The 20,813-nt window shown below is 69.4% G+C and carries 14 protein-coding genes; 11 read left to right on the top strand and 3 right to left on the bottom strand.

Features of this window, described 5'->3' with window-relative positions:
* Nucleotides 1-380: 380 nt before the first annotated feature.
* Complete coding sequence (locus RKD20_RS11950; protein ID WP_424877721.1) at nt 381-1,913, top strand: M1 family metallopeptidase; 1,533 nt, start codon at nt 381-383, stop codon at nt 1,911-1,913.
* Between the two features lie 134 nt (nt 1,914-2,047).
* Nucleotides 2,048-3,544 carry a GTPase HflX gene (gene hflX / locus RKD20_RS11945; protein ID WP_424877720.1) on the top strand — a complete coding sequence of 499 codons (1,497 nt, stop codon included), beginning with the start codon at nt 2,048-2,050 and terminating at the stop codon, nt 3,542-3,544.
* A gap of 144 nt (nt 3,545-3,688) precedes the next feature.
* On the opposite strand, the gene RKD20_RS11940 is transcribed toward hflX, so the two are convergent.
* Complete coding sequence (locus tag RKD20_RS11940) at nt 3,689-4,918, bottom strand: trypsin-like serine peptidase (protein ID WP_424877719.1); 1,230 nt, start codon at nt 4,916-4,918, stop codon at nt 3,689-3,691.
* A gap of 417 nt (nt 4,919-5,335) precedes the next feature.
* On the opposite strand from RKD20_RS11940, the gene RKD20_RS11935 reads away from it, so the two are divergent.
* From RKD20_RS11935 to RKD20_RS11920, 4 genes are all read left to right on the top strand, one after another.
* Nucleotides 5,336-6,877: a diaminobutyrate--2-oxoglutarate transaminase family protein gene (locus RKD20_RS11935; protein ID WP_424877718.1), complete on the top strand. Its 1,542-nt coding sequence runs from the start codon at nt 5,336-5,338 to the stop codon at nt 6,875-6,877.
* Nucleotides 6,878-7,495: 618 nt separating this feature from the next.
* Nucleotides 7,496-9,511: an IucA/IucC family protein gene (locus tag RKD20_RS11930; protein WP_424877717.1), complete on the top strand. Its 2,016-nt coding sequence runs from the start codon at nt 7,496-7,498 to the stop codon at nt 9,509-9,511.
* A gap of 39 nt (nt 9,512-9,550) precedes the next feature.
* Entirely contained in the window at nt 9,551-10,429 is an 879-nt protein-coding gene (locus RKD20_RS11925) for a GNAT family N-acetyltransferase (RefSeq protein WP_424877716.1), read from the top strand.
* Nucleotides 10,430-10,749: 320 nt separating this feature from the next.
* Nucleotides 10,750-12,768, top strand: a complete 2,019-nt coding sequence (locus RKD20_RS11920; protein WP_424877715.1) for an ATP-dependent DNA helicase — start codon at nt 10,750-10,752, stop codon at nt 12,766-12,768.
* A gap of 142 nt (nt 12,769-12,910) precedes the next feature.
* Here RKD20_RS11920 and lexA read toward each other — a convergent pair whose 3' ends face one another.
* Nucleotides 12,911-13,690, bottom strand: coding sequence for a transcriptional repressor LexA (lexA, locus tag RKD20_RS11915; RefSeq protein WP_424877714.1), 780 nt, complete (start codon nt 13,688-13,690; stop codon nt 12,911-12,913).
* A gap of 561 nt (nt 13,691-14,251) precedes the next feature.
* On the opposite strand from lexA, the gene nrdR reads away from it, so the two are divergent.
* From nrdR to RKD20_RS11900, 3 genes are all read left to right on the top strand, one after another.
* Nucleotides 14,252-14,830, top strand: a complete 579-nt coding sequence (nrdR, locus tag RKD20_RS11910) for a transcriptional regulator NrdR (protein ID WP_424877713.1) — start codon at nt 14,252-14,254, stop codon at nt 14,828-14,830.
* A 163-nt stretch (nt 14,831-14,993) separates the two neighbouring features.
* Nucleotides 14,994-17,894: a vitamin B12-dependent ribonucleotide reductase gene (locus RKD20_RS11905; RefSeq protein ID WP_424877712.1), complete on the top strand. Its 2,901-nt coding sequence runs from the start codon at nt 14,994-14,996 to the stop codon at nt 17,892-17,894.
* A gap of 142 nt (nt 17,895-18,036) precedes the next feature.
* On the top strand, nt 18,037-18,744 hold the full coding sequence (locus tag RKD20_RS11900) for a DUF6215 domain-containing protein (RefSeq protein WP_424877711.1): 708 nt from the start codon (nt 18,037-18,039) through the stop codon (nt 18,742-18,744).
* Between the two features lie 4 nt (nt 18,745-18,748).
* On the opposite strand, the gene RKD20_RS11895 is transcribed toward RKD20_RS11900, so the two are convergent.
* Nucleotides 18,749-19,273: a TerD family protein gene (locus RKD20_RS11895; protein ID WP_424877710.1), complete on the bottom strand. Its 525-nt coding sequence runs from the start codon at nt 19,271-19,273 to the stop codon at nt 18,749-18,751.
* Between the two features lie 148 nt (nt 19,274-19,421).
* Here RKD20_RS11895 and RKD20_RS11890 point away from each other — a divergent pair, with 148 nt between their 5' ends.
* Both RKD20_RS11890 and RKD20_RS11885 read left to right on the top strand, forming a co-directional pair.
* Nucleotides 19,422-20,027, top strand: a complete 606-nt coding sequence (locus tag RKD20_RS11890; RefSeq protein ID WP_424877709.1) for a YdbC family protein — start codon at nt 19,422-19,424, stop codon at nt 20,025-20,027.
* 119 nt (nt 20,028-20,146) lie between these two features.
* Nucleotides 20,147-20,806 carry a histidine phosphatase family protein gene (locus tag RKD20_RS11885; protein ID WP_359432798.1) on the top strand — a complete coding sequence of 220 codons (660 nt, stop codon included), beginning with the start codon at nt 20,147-20,149 and terminating at the stop codon, nt 20,804-20,806.
* The last annotated feature ends 7 nt before the right edge of the window (nt 20,807-20,813 follow it).

The raw sequence follows: 20,813 nt of genomic DNA, 5'->3' as shown, positions 1-20,813 counted from the left end.
CCGCTCTCAGCGCACTGTGTCCGGGCCGGTGCTGACACCCCAGGGGTCTCGCCCACAGGATCAACGTCTCACGGGGGTGCGCCGACTGGGACGAGCCCGATTCTCAGCGGCCTGCCTCCAGGACGGTGCCGTAACAGGGAGCAAGCTCCCGACCCGCCTCGCGCCCGCAGGCCCACCGAGCGCGGGGACCGATCCGCGGGCCTTCGCGCGGGGACGCAGCCCGCAGTCCCGCGCGTGAGGACCGCTCGACACGCCCTCACGCGCGCGTGACGGGACACAGGACCACACGCGTCCACCTCAACGGGACCGGAGGACCCCGTTAGAGTGGGCCGGTCGCGCGTCGCCGCCGTGGCGCCCGCGCGCGCTGGTAGCGGTGGTGCATGCCGCTGACCCCCCACCCCGGCCCCGCCCACGCCGACCGGCCCGAACCCGACGCCCCCCGTCGCCGCATCGGACCCGCCCGACGACGCAAGGCGGCCGCGCTGCTCGCCTCCGCCGTCTCCGTCTGTCTGCTCGCCGCGAGCGCTCCGGCCGAGCCGCTCGGCGTCGGTGACCGCCTCTTCCCGCAGCTCGGCAACCCCGGCTACAACGTGGCGTCGTACGACCTGTCCTTCCACTATCCCGGCAGCAACAGCAAGCCGCTCACGGCCGTCACCACGATCGACGCCTGGACGACGACCGACCTCGACCGCATCAACCTCGACTTCGCGCACGGCGAGGTCCGGTCGGTCGAGGTCGACGGACGGCCCGCGGAATTCACCGGGGCGGGCGAGGATCTCGTCGTCACCCCCGACGAACCGCTGCCCCGCGGCAGCTGGATGCGGATCACCGTCCGGCACACCAGCGACCCCGTCTCCGCCGCGGACCGGGACGGCGGCTGGGTACGCACCGCGGACGGGCTCGCCATGGCCAACCAGGCCGACGTCGCCCACCTGGTGTTCCCGTGCAACGACCACCCCTCCGACAAGGCGATGTTCACCATCCGGATCACCGCGCCCGACGGTTACACGGCCGTCGCGAACGGACTCCCGACGGACGTGGACCGCGTCGGCCGGGCGACCACCTGGACGTACCGCACCCAGCACCCCATGGCCACCGAGCTCGCACAGGTGTCCATCGGCCGCTCCGCCGTGCTGCACCGCGCCGGACCGCACGGACTGCCCGTCCGGGACGTCGTGCCCGCAAAGGACCGCGCCGCACTCGAACCCTGGCTCAAGAAGACCCCCGCCCAGCTCGCCTGGATGGAGAACAAGGTCGGGACGTACCCCTTCGAGACGTACGGCCTCCTCATGGCCACCGCCGACACCGGCTTCGAGCTGGAAACCCAAACCCTCTCCCTCTTCGAGAAGGATCTCTTCACCGAGCCCGCCTACCCCAAGTGGTACGTCGAGTCGATCATGGTCCATGAGCTCTCCCACCAGTGGTTCGGCGACAGCGTCAGCCCCCGCACCTGGTCCGACCTGTGGCTCAACGAAGGACACGCCACCTGGTACGAGGCCCTGTACGCGGAGGAGAAGGCGGGCCGCACCCTCGAGGCCCGCATGAAGGCCGCGTACGGCGCCTCCGACCGCTGGCGCGCCACCGGCGGACCACCCGCCGCGCCCAAGCCGCCCAAGCCCGGCCAGAAGATCAGCATCTTCCGGCCGAACGTCTACGACGGCGCCGCCCTGGTCCTGTACGCCCTGCGCCAGGAGATCGGCCGCAGGTCCTTCGAGAGCCTGGAACGGGCCTGGGTGGAGGTACACCGGGACGGCACGGCGTCGACCGGGGATTTCGTGCACCTCGCCTCCGTGATCTCCGGACGCGACCTCGGCGGCTTCTTCCAGGGCTGGCTCTACGGCGAGAAGACCCCGCCGATGCCGGGCCACCCGGACTGGAAGGCCGTGGCACCCGCCGCCGCACCGGTGAAATAAGGCGGTGACGAGACGCCCCGTGCCGTGCGACCATCTTCAGGTCGGCGCGGCACGGGGCGCGGGAATCTCCCGGAGTGCTCGTGCGTTGAGTTGTGTGACCGCCGAATCGGAATCCCCATCGACGTAAGGATCAAATGACCTCCTCTTCATCCCCTTCCCAGGACACGCAGCGCCTCGCGCACACTTACGCCGAAGGTCTTCGGGCCGATGCCCTGATGGAAGAGGACGTCGCCTGGAGCCACGAGATCGACGGAGAGCGGGACGGCGAGCAGTTCGACCGCTCCGAGCGCGCGGCCCTGCGCCGTGTCGCCGGCCTCTCCACCGAGCTCGAGGACGTCACCGAGGTCGAGTACCGCCAGCTCCGTCTGGAGCGGGTCGTCCTCGTCGGCGTCTGGACCACGGGGACCGCGCAGGACGCAGACAACTCCCTCGCGGAGCTCGCCGCCCTCGCGGAGACCGCGGGCGCACTCGTGCTCGACGGCGTGATCCAGCGTCGCGACAAGCCCGACGCGGCCACCTACATCGGTTCCGGCAAGGCCGACGAGCTGCGGGACATCGTCCTGGAGACCGGCGCGGACACCGTCATCTGCGACGGTGAGCTCAGCCCGGGCCAGCTCATCCACCTCGAAGACGTCGTCAAGGTCAAGGTCATCGACCGTACGGCCCTGATCCTCGACATCTTCGCCCAGCACGCCAAGTCCCGTGAGGGCAAGGCGCAGGTCGCGCTCGCGCAGATGCAGTACATGCTGCCGCGACTGCGCGGCTGGGGTCAGTCGCTGTCCCGTCAGATGGGCGGCGGCAAGGGCGGCGGCCTCGCCACCCGTGGTCCCGGTGAGACCAAGATCGAGACGGACCGGCGTCGGATCCGCGAGAAGATGGCGAAGATGCGCCGGGAGATCGCGGACATGAAGACCGGCCGCGAGATCAAGCGCCAGGAACGCAAGCGCCACAAGGTGCCCTCGGTCGCCATCGCGGGTTACACCAACGCCGGCAAGTCGTCCCTGCTCAACCGCCTCACGGGCGCGGGCGTCCTGGTCGAGAACTCCCTGTTCGCGACCCTGGACCCCACCGTCCGCCGGGCGGAGACCCCGAGCGGCCGTCTGTACACACTGGCCGACACCGTCGGTTTTGTACGGCACCTGCCGCACCACCTGGTCGAGGCGTTCCGCTCCACCATGGAGGAGGTCGGTGAGTCCGACCTGATCCTGCATGTGGTGGACGGCTCGCACCCGAACCCGGAGGAGCAGCTGGCCGCCGTGCGCGAGGTGGTCAGGGACGTCGGCGCCACCGGTGTGCCCGAGATCGTGGTGATCAACAAGGCCGACGCGGCGGACCCGCTGACGCTCCAGCGGCTGATGCGGATCGAGAAGCGCTCCATCGCTGTCTCGGCCCGTACCGGCCAGGGCATCACCGAGCTGCTCGCCCTGATCGACAACGAACTGCCCAGGCCGTCCGTCGAGATCGAGGCGCTCGTGCCGTACACCCACGGCAAGCTGGTCGCCCGCGCCCATGACGAGGGCGAGGTGATCTCCGAGGAGCACACGGCGGAGGGCACCCTGCTCAAGGTGCGGGTGCACGAGGAACTGGCCGCGGAGCTCGCGCCGTATGTGCCGGCACCGGTCGTGGCCTGAGTGCCGTAGCTCTCCTGACAGGCCCGCCCTTTTCGAGAAAGGGGCGGGCCTTCAGCGTGTTCGGGTCACCGGCGCCACCGCTCGCGCCTCACGACGCGGGCGGGTCGTCGGTCGCGGGCTCGGGCCGACCGCGACCGGGAACTCTCACTGGCCGGCGAACTTCTGACTGACCGAGTCGTACACCCCCTTGGCCACCTCACCCAGCCGGGGCCCGGCCAGCCAGCCCGCGTTCACCGGGCCGATCGAGGTGTTGGACACCAGCGCCGGCTCGCCGTCCGCACCCGTCGCGACCCAGCCGCCGCCGGACGAACCACCGGTCATGGTGCAGCCGATCCGGTACATCGTCGGATCCGAGGCGTTGATCGACAGCCGTCCCGGCCGGTCCTGGCACTGGTACAGCGTCTCCCCGTCGAACGGCGCCGCCGCCGGATACCCGTCGACCGTGATGCTCTCCACCCGTGGCACCGCCGGCGCCGCGAAGTTCACCGGCAGGGCCGAACCGACCTTCTCCTCCAAGGACTTGCCGCTGCCCCCCTTCTCCGGCGTCACATGGATGACGGCGAAGTCGTACGGGGCACCCTCCCCGCCCGTCGGACCGCCCTGCGCGATCCACTGGTCCGAGGTCCCCGCCCAGTCGGCCCACCAGACGCCGTACGGAGCGAGCTCGTCCTCGGTCGCGCCGGCCAACTCCTCTGCCGAGAGCGCCTGGTCGTTGTACGACGGCACGAACGCGATGTTGCGGTACCAGCCGCCAGTTCTGCCCGCGTGCACACAATGTCCCGCCGTCCACACCAGGTTGGACCTGCCCGGGTGGGCCGGGTCCGCCACGACCGTCGCCGAGCAGACCATCGTGCCTTCGGGGGAGTCGAAGAACACCTTGCCCGCCTCGGGGACGTTGTCGTGGTACGTAGGCGACACGGCCTTCGCGTCCACCGGCGTCGGCTCCGGATCGGTCACACCCTGGTCACCCGAGAGGTCGCTCTCCTGGACACCACGGTCGGGATCCTCGGCCCCCTGCATCCGATCCGGGTCCCACAGGCCCTCGATGACGGGGTTGATGTAGTCCTGGGCCTCGCGCAGCCAGTCGTCCCTGTCCCAGTTCTTCCAGGCGCCGTCCTTCCACTTGTCGACATCGATCCCGTGCTCCTTGAGCCGGTCCCTGATGTCGTCCGGGATCGTGATCTTGCCGTCTCCCTCGGACGCCGCCGAGGCGGAGGCCTGCGCGTTCGCCTCCGGGTCGCCCGAGCCGCAGCCGGTGGCGGTCAGCGTCAGCACCGAGGCGAGGGCCACGGCAGCCAGCACGGGGGAGGTTCTGCGGCGCGCGCCCTTTTCGCCTTCGCTGCGAGCGCTCAACAACGGCGGTTCGGATCGCATGCTCTGCCTCCCCGTGGTGCGCACGAACCCGGTGCCTGAACCCGGTGCCTGAACCCGGCGCCGGGACCCGGGACTTCCCGCAGACGCCCACCAGTTGGCTGTCCGGCACCGCGCCTTGGAACGGCATCACCACTATGCGCCCGTTATGGGGGACTTCACGTCGAACCGCAATGGTTCCGGCATGTCAAAGATCTGCGGACAACCCGTAACCCGCCGAACAGTCCGGGGTTGGTAGCGGTGGGGGCCTGCTGTCGGCGGACCGTCGGTCCCCCACGCCCCAATCCCCGTAGTTTTCCAGACAGTCGGGGCATCGATGTTCCGAGATGTCGAGCAAAGGGTTCCGGGGCTCCGTATGTCGGGGCGGGCGAGTCCGCGAGGGAACCGCTTGCCCCTGCGCAGCGCGACGACGGGAGAACCATGGCCGTGACCGAGACCGCAACCGGGGAGGCCACGGCGGGACCCACCGCCGTCGCGGACCCGGCGCAGACCCGCTCGGCGCACGAAGGGATCCTCCGACGCCAGTCGGCCCGCGAGTCGGCTGCGCGCACCTACGCCCGCGCCCTCCCGATCGTCCCGGTACGCGCACGCGGCCTGACCATCGAGGGCGCCGACGGTCGCCGCTACCTCGACTGTCTCTCCGGCGCCGGCACCCTGGCCCTCGGACACAACCACCCCGTCGTCCTGGAAGCCATCCGCAAGGTCCTCGACTCGGGCGCGCCCCTCCACGTCCTCGACCTCGCGACCCCCGTCAAGGACGCCTTCATCACCGAACTGTTCCGCACCCTCCCTCCCGGGCTCGCCGACCACGCACGCGTGCAGTTCTGCGGCCCCGCCGGCACCGACGCGGTGGAGGCCGCCTTCAAGCTCGTACGCGCCGCGACCGGCCGCAACGGCATCCTCGCCTTCGCCGGCGCCTACCACGGCATGACCTCCGGAGCACTCGAAGCGTCCGGCGACGCCCTCGACGTACGGGTCGCCCGGCTGCCGTATCCGCAGGACTACCGCTGCCCCTTCGGGGTCGGTGGCCCGCACGGCGCCGAACTCGCCGCCCGTTGGACGCAATCCCTGCTCGACGACCCCAAGTCCGGGGTGCCGCTGCCCGCCGGGATGATTCTCGAACCCGTCCAGGGCGAGGGCGGGGTGCTTCCGGCCCCGGACGAGTGGATGCGGCGCATGCGCCGGATCACGGCCGACCGTTCTGTCCCGCTCATCGCCGACGAGGTCCAGACGGGGGTCGGCCGCACGGGCGCCTTCTGGGCCGTGGAGCACAGCGGCATCACCCCCGACGTGATGGTCCTTTCCAAGGCCATCGGCGGCAGCCTGCCTCTCGCCGTCGTCGTCTACCGCGACGACCTCGACGTCTGGGAACCAGGCGCCCACGCCGGCACCTTCCGCGGCAACCAACTCGCCATGGCCGCGGGCACGGCCACGATGGCCTACGTCCGTGAGAACGACCTCACAGCGCGCGCGGCAACGCTGGGAGCACTGATGCTGCAGCAACTTCGGTCTCTGGCCCAGGAGTTCCCTGTGATCGGTGATGTGCGAGGGAGGGGGTTGATGATCGGGGTCGAGATGGTGGACGGGGAGATGGAGGGAGAGGGCGAGAGCGTGGAGGGGGAGGGGTCCGCTGGGCTGTTGGGCGCGGTCGGGTTCGCTGGCGCAGGTGGAGCGGGCGCCGCGGTGGTGCCCGGGACCATCCCTCCTCCTCGTCCTGCCTCTTCCGAGCTGGCCGCCGCCGTCCAGCGAGAGTGCCTCCGGCGTGGCCTGATCGTCGAGCTCGGTGGCCGTCACGCGAGTGTCATCCGTCTGCTCCCACCTTTGACGATCACCGACGAACAGACCACCGCCGTCCTCGACCGCCTCGCCGACGCCGTGGCAGCGGTGGCCCGCAGCCACGGCCCTGACGGCGAGAGGCAACGGCAGCATCGACGGCGGAGCCGGGGTGAGGGGACGGGGTAGCTGCCGGGGCGGCGAGGCGATCCGGAGGAGCGGCGGGAGCTGGTGTGTCGGCTGAGGTCGGGAGAACGGCGGAGGCTGATGTGTCGGCTCGGGCGGATGGAGGGGGAGGGACTGGTGTGCGGGCTGGAACGGCACAGAAAGCCGGAATGGCAGCCGCGCCCTCGGCCGCAGCGACCGCTCCTCCGGAAGGCGGCGTGACAGCCGCCACAAGTGTCGGAGCTGGAGCCGGAGCCGACTTGGTGGCCGAGGTCGGGGGCTGGAGCCCGGTCGGAGCCGGAGTCGAGGCCGAGGGAGGAACCGGGGGCAGATCAGCAGCCGGAGTCCCGTCTCGCCCCGCAGCTGCCACCGTCCCTCGCGCCCTAGGCCGAGTCGCTCGCCGCTCGCCGACACCTCCGAGCAGCCGCCCCCATCACGTCGCTTGCTCACCGATTCCCTTCTGACCACCACTCACCTCCACGCGACCAGACCGCCCTTCTCTCACCAAGCCCAACCAGCAACACCGGATCGACCCCGTCTCGGCACCACCACCGCCACCGGTCTCGGCACCGACACAGCCGCTTCGACCCACCGCCCACGAGTCAGCAGCCCCCGAGGCAGACCCACCGAGGAACACCGAACGTGAACACCACCCCCACCCCCCACAGCCCCACCCCCACGCACCCGCGCAGCCACTCCGACACGCCCCCCTCCCCGCAACCCCGCTCCCGCCCCGCCCACACTCCGTCCCAGGGCGGTCCGCCCGAACTGGAACGCCTGCGCGGCGGCACCACCGACCTCCTGACCCACCCCGATCCACACACCGCGGCCGAAGCCGCGACCGTGGAGAATCTGTTGCGTTGCTGGGTCCGTGAGACCGCCCTGTCTGCCCCCACGGGCGGCACTCTCCGCATCCCACTTCCCGCCAGTGGCACATCCCTCCTCGTCCCCGTCCACTACTGGTCCCCGACGGGATGGCACCGCTTCGGCCTCCCCCGTCTCGCCGACGCCCCCGAACAGGCCCCGCCGGCCGACGCCGTGACCGTCGCGGCACTGCTCTCCCGTGAGTCGGCGGCGACAGAAGCTCCCGCCTCTGCCAGTGGTGCCGAACTCGTGGCCCGTGTGGCCGACTCCGTCCGCCGCACCGCCACCTTCGTCCGCGAGCGCCGCAAGGACTCCGAAGACCGTCCCGACCTCGTCCTCGACCGTCCCGCTCCCTTCCTCGACCGCCCCGACCTGTTCCTCACCGCCGAACAGTCGCTCGTCCTCGGCCACCCTCTGCACCCCGCCCCGAAGAGTCGCGAAGGTCTCTCCGAAGCCGAAGCGGCCCTGTACTCACCCGAACTGCGCGGCTCCTTCCCCCTGCACTGGCTTGCTGTCGATCCCTCTCTCCTCGCGACCGACTCGGCCTGGACCGAAGGCGGCCGTCCCGTCGCCGCCGCCCAGCTCACCCGGCGCCTGGCCGGCCCCGACCTGGCACTGCCCGAAGGACGCACGGTCCTGCCACTGCACCCCTGGCAGGTCCGCGAGGTTCGGAACCGCCCTGAGACCAGCCCTCTCTTCGATGCCGGACTGCTCCAGGACCTGGGCGCCCACGGCTCCCCTTGGCACCCCACCTCCTCCGTACGCACTGTCCATCGCTCCGGCGCCTTCGCCATGCTCAAGCTCTCGCTGGGCCTGCGCATCACCAACTCCCGCCGCGAGAACCTCCGCAAGGAGCTCCACCGTGGCGTCGAGGTTCACCGGCTCCTGCGCAGCGGCCTGTCCCCGGAGTGGCAGGCGGCCCACCCGGCGTTCGACATCGTCCGCGACCCGGCGTGGCTCGCCGTCGACGGACCCGACGGCAGTCCCGCCCCCGGAATCGACGTGGTGATCCGGCACAACCCGTTCAGCCCCTCGCACGACGTCTCCTGCATCGCAGGACTCGTCTCACCGCGCCCCCACGCCCGAGCCGGCGCCACCGATGACCGTCCGGACCGGGGCGGCCCGGGAATGGGCCGCCAGGGCAGGGACAGCTCGGAGACGGACCGACCGGCCTGGCGGTCCCGGCTGGCCGAGGTCGTCACGCGCCTGGCCGCCCGTACCGGCCGCCCCAGAGGAGCCGTCGCCGCCGAGTGGTTCCTGCGCTACCTGGAACACGTGGTCCGCCCGGTGCTGTGGCTCGACGGGGAGGCAGGGATCGCGCTGGAGGCACACCAGCAGAACACCTTGGTCCTTCTGGACGGCGACGGCTGGCCCGCCGGTGGCCGCTACCGCGACAACCAGGGCTACTACTTCCGTGAGTCCCGGCGGGCGGAACTCGACGCCCGGCTGCCCGGCATCGGTACACACAGCGACACCTTCGTCTCCGACGAGGTCACTGACGAGCGTTTCGCCTACTACCTCGCGATCAACAACGTCCTCGGCCTCATCGGTGCGTTCGGCTCCCAGCACCTGGCCGACGAACGGCTGCTGCTCGCCGCCTTCCGCCGCTTCCTCACGGACGTGGCCTCCGGACCCACCCGACTGCGCACCACGCTTCCCGGCCGCCTGCTCGACTCACCCGTCCTGCGCTGCAAGGCCAATCTGCTGACTCGCGTGCACGGCCTGGACGAACTCGTGGGCCCGGTCGACACCCAGTCCGTCTACGTCACCATCGCCAACCCCCTTCACTCCTGAGGAACATGACCCGCCCCACCTCCTGAGAGGAACGTCCCCGTGTCTCCCAGCGACGCGACTGCCGACGCCGTTTCCGCCCCCGCGCCCGACGTCGGCACCGGCACCTGTCCCGCCCCGGCCGGGGACGGCATCGCCGAGGGCGCCGCCCGGAGCACTGGCCGGAGCACCGACCGGGAGGACACGCTGGACCTGCGTCTGCCGGACGAATTCCTCGCGCTCTTCGATACAGGACAGCCGCGCTCGGACGACACCGACACCGGCCCCGATTCCGGAACCGGGCACAAGGGATGGCAACAGAGCTGGGGCGACAGCACTGCGCCGGCCTCCACAATCACCCCGGCCGACGGCGACCTGCTCGACGGCGTCGCCGAGTGGGGACCGATCACGACCCAGGTGGGTGTGTTCCAACTCGTGCCCGTACGCGTCGAGCGGGACCTTCCTCTCGTCTGCCGTTGGATGAACGACCCCGCCGTGAGCGCGTTCTGGGAGCTGGCCGGGCCCCAGAACGTGACGGAGGACCACCTGCGGTCCCAACCGGCCGACGACGGACGCAGCGTTCCCTGCCTCGGGGTGCTGGAGGGCGTCCCGATGAGCTACTGGGAGATCTACCGGGCCGACCTGGATCCGCTGGCCCGCCACTATCCGGCCCGACCGCACGACACCGGTATCCATCTCCTCATCGGCGCCGTCACCCATCGGGGGCGCGGTCTCGGCAGCACTCTTCTCCGAGCCGTCGCCGATCTCGTACTCGACAGGCGGTCCGCCTGTGCCCGCGTCGTCGCGGAACCCGACCTTCGCAACATCCCGTCCGTCACCGCCTTTCTGAATGCAGGATTCCGCTTCTCCGCCGAGGTGGACCTGCCCGCCAAGCGGGCGGCCCTCATGATCCGAGACCGGTCTCTGCGCGATCTGCTGTAGCAGTGCGTCATCGCGCAATCACCTTTGGTACACCGCTCGCGCCGAGTCGGTTCCCATCCGCAGCGAGACTTTTTCCGACGGGCTCGGCCCGGACGACCTCCACCGTGCCGCCGCATCGGTCTTGATCAATTCCGGCCGCTTCCGGGTCGGGTTCGGTCCCGCCCGGTCCCGACAGGACAAGTCCCGTTGAAGCCGAACCGGGCCGAGCTGGTCCGACCTCCAAGCCGCTACTTCTCCGAGGAGCTCCCGGTCTTGATCCCGCCCCTGGTCCCCGCCTTGATCACCCCTTTGTCAGTGCCGGGCCGTAGGGTGGTCGCGCTATGACGAAGCCCTCACTCCCCGAACTCCTGCATGCTGCCGTCACTGCCGTCGGCGGCACGGAGCGCCCCGGCCAGGTGACCATGGCCGAATCCGTCGCGGACGCGATCGACGACGGTTCCCACCTGCTGGTGCAGGCCGGCACCGGTACCGGAAAGTCCCTGGGCTATCTCGTGCCCGCGCTCGCGCACGGGGAGCGGGTCGTCGTAGCGACGGCCACCCTGGCCCTGCAGAGACAGCTCGTCGAGCGCGATCTGCCGCGCACGGTCGACGCACTGCACCCGCTGCTGCGCCGCCGCCCGGAGTTCGCGATGCTCAAGGGCCGGTCGAACTATTTGTGTCTCCACCGCCTCCACGAAGGCGTCCCGCAGGACGAGGAGGAGGGCCTCTTCGACCAGTTCGAGGCCGCCGCTCCCACCAGCAAGCTCGGTCAGGACCTGCTGCGGCTGCGGGACTGGTCGCAGGACACCGAGACCGGTGACCGCGACGACCTCACGCCGGGTGTCTCCGACCGGGCCTGGGCGCAGATCTCCGTGTCCTCCCGTGAATGCCTGGGAGCGACGAAGTGCGCCTACGGCGCCGAGTGCTTCGCCGAGATGGCCCGCGAGCGAGCCAAGCTCGCCGAGGTCGTCGTCACCAACCACGCGCTGCTCGCGATCGACGCCATCGAGGGCGCCCCGGTCCTTCCCCAGCACGAAGTACTGATCGTCGACGAGGCGCACGAACTGGTCTCCCGGGTCACCGGCGTCGCCACCGGCGAGCTCACCCCGGGCCAGGTCAACCGTGCCGTGCGCCGCGCCGCGAAGCTCGTCAACGAGAAGGCGGCCGACCAGCTCCAGACCGCGGCCGAGGGCTTCGAGCGGTTGATGGAGCTCGCTCTTCCCGGCCGGCTGGAGGACATCCCGGAGGACCTCGGCTACGCGCTGATGGCTCTGCGCGACGCCGCCCGTACGGTCATCTCCGCGATCGGAGCGACGCGCGACAAGTCGGTCCAGGACGAGGACGCGGTCCGCAAACAGGCCCTGGCCTCCGTGGAGGCGGTGCACGACGTGGCGGAGCGGATCACGAACGGTTCGGAATGGGACGTCGTCTGGTACGAGCGTCATGACCGTTTCGGCGCCTCCCTGCGCGTGGCCCCCATGTCCGTGTCCGGTCTGCTGCGGGAGAAGCTGTTCGCGGACCGCTCCGTGGTCCTGACCTCGGCGACCCTGAAGCTCGGCGGCGACTTCAACGGCGTAGGGGCGTCGCTGGGACTCGCTCCTGAAGGAACCGAGGGCGAAGACCTGCCGAAGTGGAAGGGCCTCGACGTCGGTTCGCCCTTCGACTATCCCAGGCAGGGCATCCTCTACGTCGCCAAGCACCTCTCGCGCCCCGCGCGGGACGGCGACCGAGTGGACATGCTCGACGAACTGACGGAGCTCATCCAGGCGGCCGGCGGCCGCACCCTGGGGCTGTTCTCCTCCATGAGGGCGGCCCAGCTGGCCGCCGAGGAACTGCGCTCCCGTGTCCCGGAGTTCCCGATCCTCCTCCAGGGGGAGGAGACCCTCGGCGAACTGATCAAGAACTTCGCGGCCGACCCGAAGACCTGTCTCTTCGGCACGCTGTCGCTCTGGCAGGGCGTCGACGTGCCCGGCCCCAGCTGCCAGCTGGTCGTCATGGACAAGATCCCGTTCCCGCGCCCCGACGACCCCCTGATGAGCGCCCGCCAGAAGGCAGTGGAGGACGCGGGCGGCAACGGCTTCATGGCGGTCGCCGCGACGCATGCCGCCCTGCTCATGGCCCAGGGCGCCGGCCGCCTCGTACGGGCGTCAGGGGACCGTGGCGTGGTCGCCGTACTGGATCAGCGACTGGCCACGGCGCGGTACGGCAGTTATCTCAAGGCGTCACTGCCCGACTTCTGGTACACGACGGACCGTAACCAGGTCCGGAAGTCGCTGGCGGCGATCGACGCGGCGGCGAAGGTCACGGAAGCGGCGGAGCTCGCCGCCGAGGCCGGGAAGGCCCAGGCGGAGCTCGAATGATCGTCGGTGGGACTGACCCCGCGCAGGGGCAGACCCACCGACGATGCCGGGAGACCCGTCACCGGGGCCGGACAGCGCAGGGCCCCGGAACCGGCGCAGGGGTTCCGGGGCCCGGTCGGGTCGGCGAGGCCCGTCGCGGTGCTCAGACGCGCCGCAGCACTGCGACTACCTTGCCGAGGATGGTCGCGTCGTCGCCCGGGATCGGCTCGTACGCGGAGTTGTGGGGGAGGAGCCAGACATGGCCGTCCTCGCGCTTGAAGCGCTTGACGGTGGCCTCGCCCTCGAGCATCGCGGCCACGATGTCGCCGTTCTCCGCGACGGGCTGGCGGCGCACGGTGACCCAGTCGCCGTCACAGATAGCCGCCTCGATCATCGAGTCACCGACGACCTTCAGCACGAACAGCTCACCGTCACCGACGAGCTGGCGCGGGAGGGGGAACACGTCCTCGACGGATTCCTCGGCGAGGATCGGGCCACCGGCGGCGATCCGGCCCACCAGCGGGACGTACGACGCGGCCGGCTTGCCCGCGGTGTCCGTGGGCTGCGCAGAGGCGCCCTGGTCCGAGCCGCGGACCTCGTACGCGCGCGGGCGGTGCGGGTCGCGGCGCAGGAAGCCCTTGCGCTCCAGTGCCATCAGCTGGTGTGCGACGGACGAGGTGCTGGACAGGCCGACCGCCTGGCCGATCTCCCGCATCGACGGCGGGTAGCCGCGCCGCTGGACGGAGTCCCTGATGACCTCGATCACCCGGCGCTGCCTGTCGGTGAGTCCCGAGCTGTCGGCCCTGATGCCTGGAGGTCGGCCCGGCAGGGAGCGCTTGGGCCCCTCCGGATTCGCGGCTTCGTTCATCGCATGCACCGGCTCGAGTCGGCCCTGGGAACGGTCCTGGGCAGTGATGGTGGCACTGTCTGCGGTCGTGGTCACGTCGGCCCCTCTCGATGGTCTCCCTGCTGGACAACGGTAGTTGCTTTCGAAAGGTTGCGCCAAACACACGTTCGAGTGAAAAATCGCGGATCACCTGTCGCGATCATGTGTCTGGGTGTATGGCTAACGCGCCGCCTGCCGAACAAAAGGGCCCATTGCTGTACTCTTCACCGCCGGATGGCGACCTCATGGGTTGCTGACCCAGTCTGCCACCCAGTGCCCTGTCGGCCGGGTAACGGCTCCCATCTGTGCGGGAATCCCACGTCCCCTCCTTGTGGCGCCCACGGTATCTCCGCATGCGCCGCAGCGATACGGCTGTGCGTCGTGTTCGCCGGGCGCCGGGACGGTCGTATGGCACATGCCAATACGGGCGCGACACGCGTGGACGGCGTGTACGGCGTGCCAATCCCTACATGTAGTGCTTGGATTGCTACAGCGGCCCAGAAGTTGTGGTCCCCCGGGTCTCCGCACCCGCTGCGATCGCCTATGCTGGGGGTTGCTTCGAGGGGCCCATGGGGCTCAGCGAGGCTATTGAGTCTGCTGTGAGGAGGTTGGGAGTTCATGCACTGCCCCTTCTGCAGGCACCCCGACAGCCGCGTCGTCGACAGTCGTACGACCGACGACGGCACGTCGATCCGCAGGCGCCGCCAGTGTCCGGACTGCTCCCGTCGTTTCACGACCGTGGAGACGTGCTCGCTGATGGTGGTCAAGCGGTCAGGAGTCACCGAGCCTTTCAGCCGTACCAAGGTCATCAACGGTGTGCGCAAGGCATGCCAGGGGCGGCCTGTCACCGAGGACGCGCTCGCCCAGCTCGGCCAACGGGTCGAGGAGGCGGTGCGGGCCACCGGAAGCGCCGAGTTGACCACCCATGACGTGGGGCTGGCCATACTCGGCCCGTTGCAGGAGCTCGATCTCGTCGCGTATCTGCGATTCGCCTCCGTCTACCGGGCGTTCGACTCGCTCGACGACTTCGAGGCCGCGATCGCGGAACTGAGGGAAGACACGGGACCCCCCGCCGCGGACGACGAGGACCGCGGAGAGGCTGCGGGCGGCGACGAGGCCGTCTCGGGGAGCCAGGAAGACGATCGCGGGCCCGGAGGGACTGCTCAGTTCCCCGAGCCCGCCCGCGCCGCCGACTGATCGGCGGGCCGGGCCGGGGTCAGGGCCCCGGACCGGCCGGAAGGCGGCGAACCAGGACCTGTTGCGGGCGGTAGCGAGTGGGTGCCCGCAATACCAGACAGAACACCGTGCCACGGGAACAACGGGGCACTTCAGGGCGTTTTCGCCCGTACAGGGAGGCGGCATGACAGAGACGGCGAGCGGTCCGGCACGGAGTTCCCGCGCCAAGGGCACCAAGGCGACTGCGAACAAGGGCCTGCGCATCGAGCGCATCCACACCACCCCCGGAGTGCATCCGTACGACGAGGTGGAATGGGCGCGTCGTGACGTCGTCATGACCAACTGGCGCGACGGCTCGGTCAACTTCGAGCAGCGTGGCGTCGAGTTCCCCGACTTCTGGTCGGTGAACGCGGTCAACATCGTCACCAGCAAGTACTTCCGAGGTGCCGTCGGCACCCCCCAGCGCGAGGTGAGCCTCAAGCAGCTCATCGACCGCATCGTGAAGACGTACCGGAAGGCCGGCGAGGACTACAAGTACTTCGCCTCGCCCGCCGACGCGGAGATCTTCGAGCACGAACTGGCGTACGCCCTCCTGCACCAGATCTTCAGCTTCAACAGCCCCGTGTGGTTCAACGTCGGCACGCCCCAGCTGCAGCAGGTCTCCGCCTGCTTCATCCTGTCCGTCGACGACTCCATGGAGTCGATCCTCGACTGGTACAAGGAAGAGGGCATGATCTTCAAGGGCGGCTCCGGCGCCGGCCTGAACCTCTCCCGCATCCGCTCCTCCAAGGAGCTGCTGTCCTCGGGCGGCAACGCCTCGGGTCCCGTCTCCTTCATGCGCGGTGCCGACGCCTCCGCAGGAACCATCAAGTCGGGCGGCGCCACGCGCCGCGCCGCCAAGATGGTCATCCTCGACGTCGACCACCCCGACATCGAGGACTTCATCGAGACCAAGGTGAAGGAGGAGGAGAAGATCCGCGCCCTGCGCGACGCGGGCTTCGACATGGACCTGGGCGGCGACGACATCACGTCCGTCCAGTACCAGAACGCCAACAACTCGGTCCGCGTGAACGACACGTTCATGAAGGCCGTCGAGACGGGCGGCAAGTTCGGCCTGACGTCCCGGATGACCGGCGAGGTCATCGAAGAGGTCGAGGCCAAGGCGCTGTTCCGCAAGATGGCCGAGGCGGCGTGGGCCTGTGCCGACCCGGGCATCCAGTACGACGACACCATCAACCACTGGCACACCTGCCCGGAGTCCGGCCGTATCAACGGCTCGAACCCCTGCAGCGAGTACATGCACCTGGACAACACGTCCTGCAACCTCGCCTCGCTGAACCTCATGAAGTTCCTGAAGGACGACGGCAAGGGCCACCAGTCCTTCGAGGCCGAGCGCTTCGCCAAGGTCGTCGAGCTCGTCATCACCGCGATGGACATCTCCATCTGCTTCGCGGACTTCCCGACGCAGAAGATCGGTGAGAACACACGCGCCTTCCGCCAGCTCGGCATCGGCTACGCCAACCTCGGCGCCCTGCTGATGGCGACCGGTCACGCTTACGACTCCGACGGCGGCCGCGCCCTCGCCGGGTCCATCACCTCTCTGATGACCGGTACCTCGTACAGGCGTTCCGCCGAACTCGCCGCGGTCGTCGGCCCGTACGACGGCTATGCCCGCAACGCCCAGCCGCATCTGCGGGTCATGAAGCAGCACTCCGACGAGAACGGCAAGGCCGTCCGCATGGACGACCTCGACACGCCGATCTGGGCCGCCGCCACGGAGGCCTGGCAGGACGTGCTGCGTCTCGGCGAGAAGAACGGTTTCCGTAACGCCCAGGCGTCCGTCATCGCCCCGACCGGCACCATCGGTCTCGCGATGTCCTGCGACACCACCGGCCTTGAGCCCGACCTCGCGCTGGTCAAGTTCAAGAAGCTGGTCGGCGGCGGCTCGATGCAGATCGTCAACGGCACCGTCCCGCAGGCCCTGCGCCGCCTGGGCTACCAGGAGGAGCAGATCGAGGCGATCGTCGCCCACATCGCCGAGAACGGCAATGTGATCGACGCCCCCGGGCTCAAGCACGAGCACTACGAGGTGTTCGACTGCGCCATGGGCGAGCGCTCCATCTCCGCGATGGGCCACGTCCGCATGATGGCCGCGATCCAGCCGTGGATCTCCGGTGCGCTCTCCAAGACGGTCAACCTGCCGGAGACGGCGACCGTCGAGGACGTCGAAGAGGTCTACTTCGAGGCCTGGAAGATGGGCGTGAAGGCGCTCGCCATCTACCGCGACAACTGCAAGGTCGGCCAGCCCCTCTCCGCGAAGACCAAGGAGAAGGAGAAGACCGAGGTAACGGAGAAGGCCGAGGCGACCATCCGCGAGACGGTCGAGAAGGTCATCGAGTACCGCCCGGTCCGCAAGCGCCTCCCGAAGGGCCGTCCCGGCATCACGACGTCCTTCACGGTCGGCGGCGCCGAGGGCTACATGACCGCCAACTCCTACCCGGACGACGGTCTCGGCGAGGTCTTCCTGAAGATGTCCAAGCAGGGCTCCACCCTCGCGGGCATGATGGACGCCTTCTCCATCGCGGTCTCCGTCGGTCTCCAGTACGGCGTGCCGCTGGAGACGTACGTCTCGAAGTTCACCAACATGCGCTTCGAGCCGGCCGGCATGACGGACGACCCGGACGTGCGGATGGCGCAGTCGATCGTCGACTACATCTTCCGCCGCCTGGCGCTCGACTTCCTGCCCTTCGAGACCCGCTCCGCGCTCGGCATCCATTCCGCCGAGGAGCGTCAGCGCCACCTCGAGACCGGCTCCTACGAGCCGACCGAGGAAGAGGTCGACGTCGAGGGCCTGGCCCAGTCGGCGCCGCGCACCCAGGAGCTGAAGGCCGTGGCCACGCCGCTCGCCGAGGTCGAGGCGGCCAAGCCCGCCCCGCAGCAGGCCCACACCAGCGCCGAGTTGGTGGAGATGCAGCTGGGCATCCAGGCCGACGCCCCGCTGTGCTTCTCCTGCGGTACGAAGATGCAGCGGGCCGGTTCCTGCTACATCTGCGAGGGTTGCGGCTCCACCAGCGGTTGCAGCTGATGTGAGGTAGGCCGTCCAGGGCGGTGCAGTCGTACGTCGACTGCACCGCCTTCGGCTTTTCCGTTTCTTCACAGGACGATCACACGTTAGGCTCCCCCAGCGCACGACCGGCGCGAACGGCAGGGTGGGGGACACGGGGAACATGTCTGAGCAGCAGATTGCCGATGTCGTGGTGAGCGTGAGAGAGCCCGAGAAGGGCCCGAACGCGTGGGGCCAGGCCATAACTGCACTGGTGGTGGTCGGGGGTCTCGCGGCTCTATTGTTGTCAGGGACCTTTCAGCAGAAGGCCGGCGACCCCGAACCGGCCGAGTGCCACTCATCGGACGACGCCCGGCCGTCCAAGCCCGTCTCAGGGGTGCAGTTGTGCACGGCGCTCAACCGGGCGGACCTGCCGACACTCCTCGGCACTCCGACCGAGTACGCGATGAACGCCAGCGGCAACGAGAGCGTGGGCAACTGGGCCGACGGCACCAAGACCGTCACGCCCGAGGCGGAAGTCCAGCTGGATACCTACACCGTGAACCTCTCCACGTCCGACGACGACATCCCGGTGGCCGAGATGGCCGGTTTCCTGGGGAGCTCGGCGCAGAACAGGACCATAGGCGGGCATCCGGCGGTCCTCTACTCGGACCGGACCGTCGCCCTCAAGTTCAACCTCGGTGGGGGCAAGGTCGACACCGGCCCCGGCGGCATCGCCCGCAGCCTGCTGGTCGCCAAGGACACCAAGGACGGCGGCGGCTTCTACGAGGTCTCCGTATGGCGTCAGGACGACGTCCCACCCGATGACCTCGCGTTGTTCCGCGTCGCCGAGACGGTGCTGCCGACGGTCCCGGGCTGGACCGCCGGCTGAGGCGTCACTGCCGGCCCATGCTCCGGGTGAACGTCGCGGGGTCGTCGTCGAAGCCTCGGATGCCCGGGTGGAAGTCCCAGGTGCCGGATTCCTGACGTACGAACTCCCCGATCCTCGCGGCCGTGGCGCCGAGGACGCCGCCGAAGTCGTCCTCGGCCAGGACCGTGTAGCCCTCCCGTATGCGCAGACCCGGGTTGATCACACCGACGAAGGTGCGGTGCGCGGAGCGCTGCTGGATGACGGCGCCGACGACCACGCGCGTGTACCGGTCGTCCAGCCGGTCGAGTTCGAGGGTCATGACCTCGTCCCAGCCGAAGCCCTTGCCGTCCTTGCTGTCCCGGTTGAGATAGATGGTGCCGTCGGGGGAACGGCTGTCGAAGTGCACCACATAGGCGGGATCGCCGTACGGATCGCCCGCCACGTAGGTCGCGGCGACGATGTCCAGGTCGGTGGGCGGCTGCCCCGCCGGACTCGGATCCCACTTGAGCGCGACCTCGACCTTGCGGATCCCCTTGTTGATGCCGCTCACCAGATTTCCCCTTCCCCCTGCGACCACGGTCCGAACTGCCTATCGGGCAGGCCCGGTTGTCCATCCTGCCACGCGCGTGTGTCACTCGTGGGTCACCTCTGCCGGCGAGAGTGACCGGCGCCACGCTCCGTGGCCTTACCATGGCGCGGTGCTGGTCAAGTGGATTCGCTGCACCGTGGTGGACCGCCGCGGCTTCGAGCGGGGGCAGCGAAAGTGGGCGGGGCTTCTGGGAGAGCCGGGATTTCGGGGACAGGGCGGAGGCTGGAGCCGGGGACGGCAGGGTGTGGCGCACATCTTCTCCTTCTGGGAGAGCCGTTCCTTCTACGACTCCTTCATGGCGCGTTCCCATGACCGGCTCGCGGCGGCCCAGTCCGGCACGTTCAAGGACATCCAGGTCAAACTGTTCGACTACCGCTTCGACGTGAAGACGGGCTTCGAGCCCCGGTTCACCGACGCCGACCTGGTGCGGTTCGCCCACTGCCGCGTCCATGAGGAGCGCGCGGAGCACTTCAGCCTCATGCAGGAAAAGGTCTGGAATCCGGCGATGGCCGGCTCACCCGGCATGATCCGCGGCTTGTTCGGCGAGGCTCCGGGGCACGAGTTCCTTGTGCTCTCGATGTGGCGGTCGGCCGCCGAGCACGGCAAGTACCGCACCGAACGGGTGGAACGGCTCGCCCTGCGGGCCCAGACCGAGGCCGATGTCGCCGCCCTCACGGGTGACATCCTGGACCTCGAACCGGCCTGGACGGTTTGATGTACGAACCCGCCGGACGTGCGCCCCTGCGCGGCCGATGGTGCGGGAAATGTGTGACCTACGCCGTATGGAGCCCGTACGAGTCCTCGATACGCCCTCACTCGATCTAGGGTCTTGGCATGGCACGACCACGGCGAATCGTCCTTGTCCGGCACGGGGAGTCAACGGGCAATGTTGATGACACCGTGTATGAACGCGAGCCCGATCACGCCCTGGCCCTGACGGAACGGGGCTGGCGGCAGGCGGAGGAGACCGGAAAGCGGCTGCGGGAGGTGCTGGGCCGCGAACAGGTCAGCGTGTACGTCTCTCCGTACCGTCGTACGCACGAGACCCTTCGCGCCTTTCATCTGGATCCCGAACTCATACGGGTGCGCGAGGAACCCCGGCTGCGGGAGCAGGACTGGGGGAACTGGCAGGATCGCGACGACGTACGTCTTCAGAAGGCGTACCGCGACGCCTACGGGCATTTCTTCTACCGGTTCGCGCAGGGCGAGTCCGGGGCCGATGTGTACGACCGGGTCGGCGGCTTCCTGGAGAGCCTGTTCCGCAGCTTCGAGGCGCCCGACCATCCGCCGAACGTCCTGATCGTGACGCACGGCCTGGCCATGCGGCTGTTCTGCATGCGCTGGTTCCACTGGACGGTCGCCGAATTCGAGTCGCTGTCGAATCCGGGGAACGCGGAGATGCGGATGCTCGTTCTCGGGGACGACGGAAAGTACGCCCTTGACCGGCCCTTCGGGCGCTGGCGGGAGCCGGAACCGTACGGGATCACCGATTAGAGTGGCT

The sequence above is a fragment of the Streptomyces sp. SLBN-8D4 genome (genome assembly GCF_049739545.1).
In the GTDB taxonomy this organism is placed as follows: Bacteria; Actinomycetota; Actinomycetes; order Streptomycetales; family Streptomycetaceae; genus Streptomyces; species Streptomyces canus_C.
This window is presented reverse-complemented; position numbering and strand designations above follow the sequence as displayed.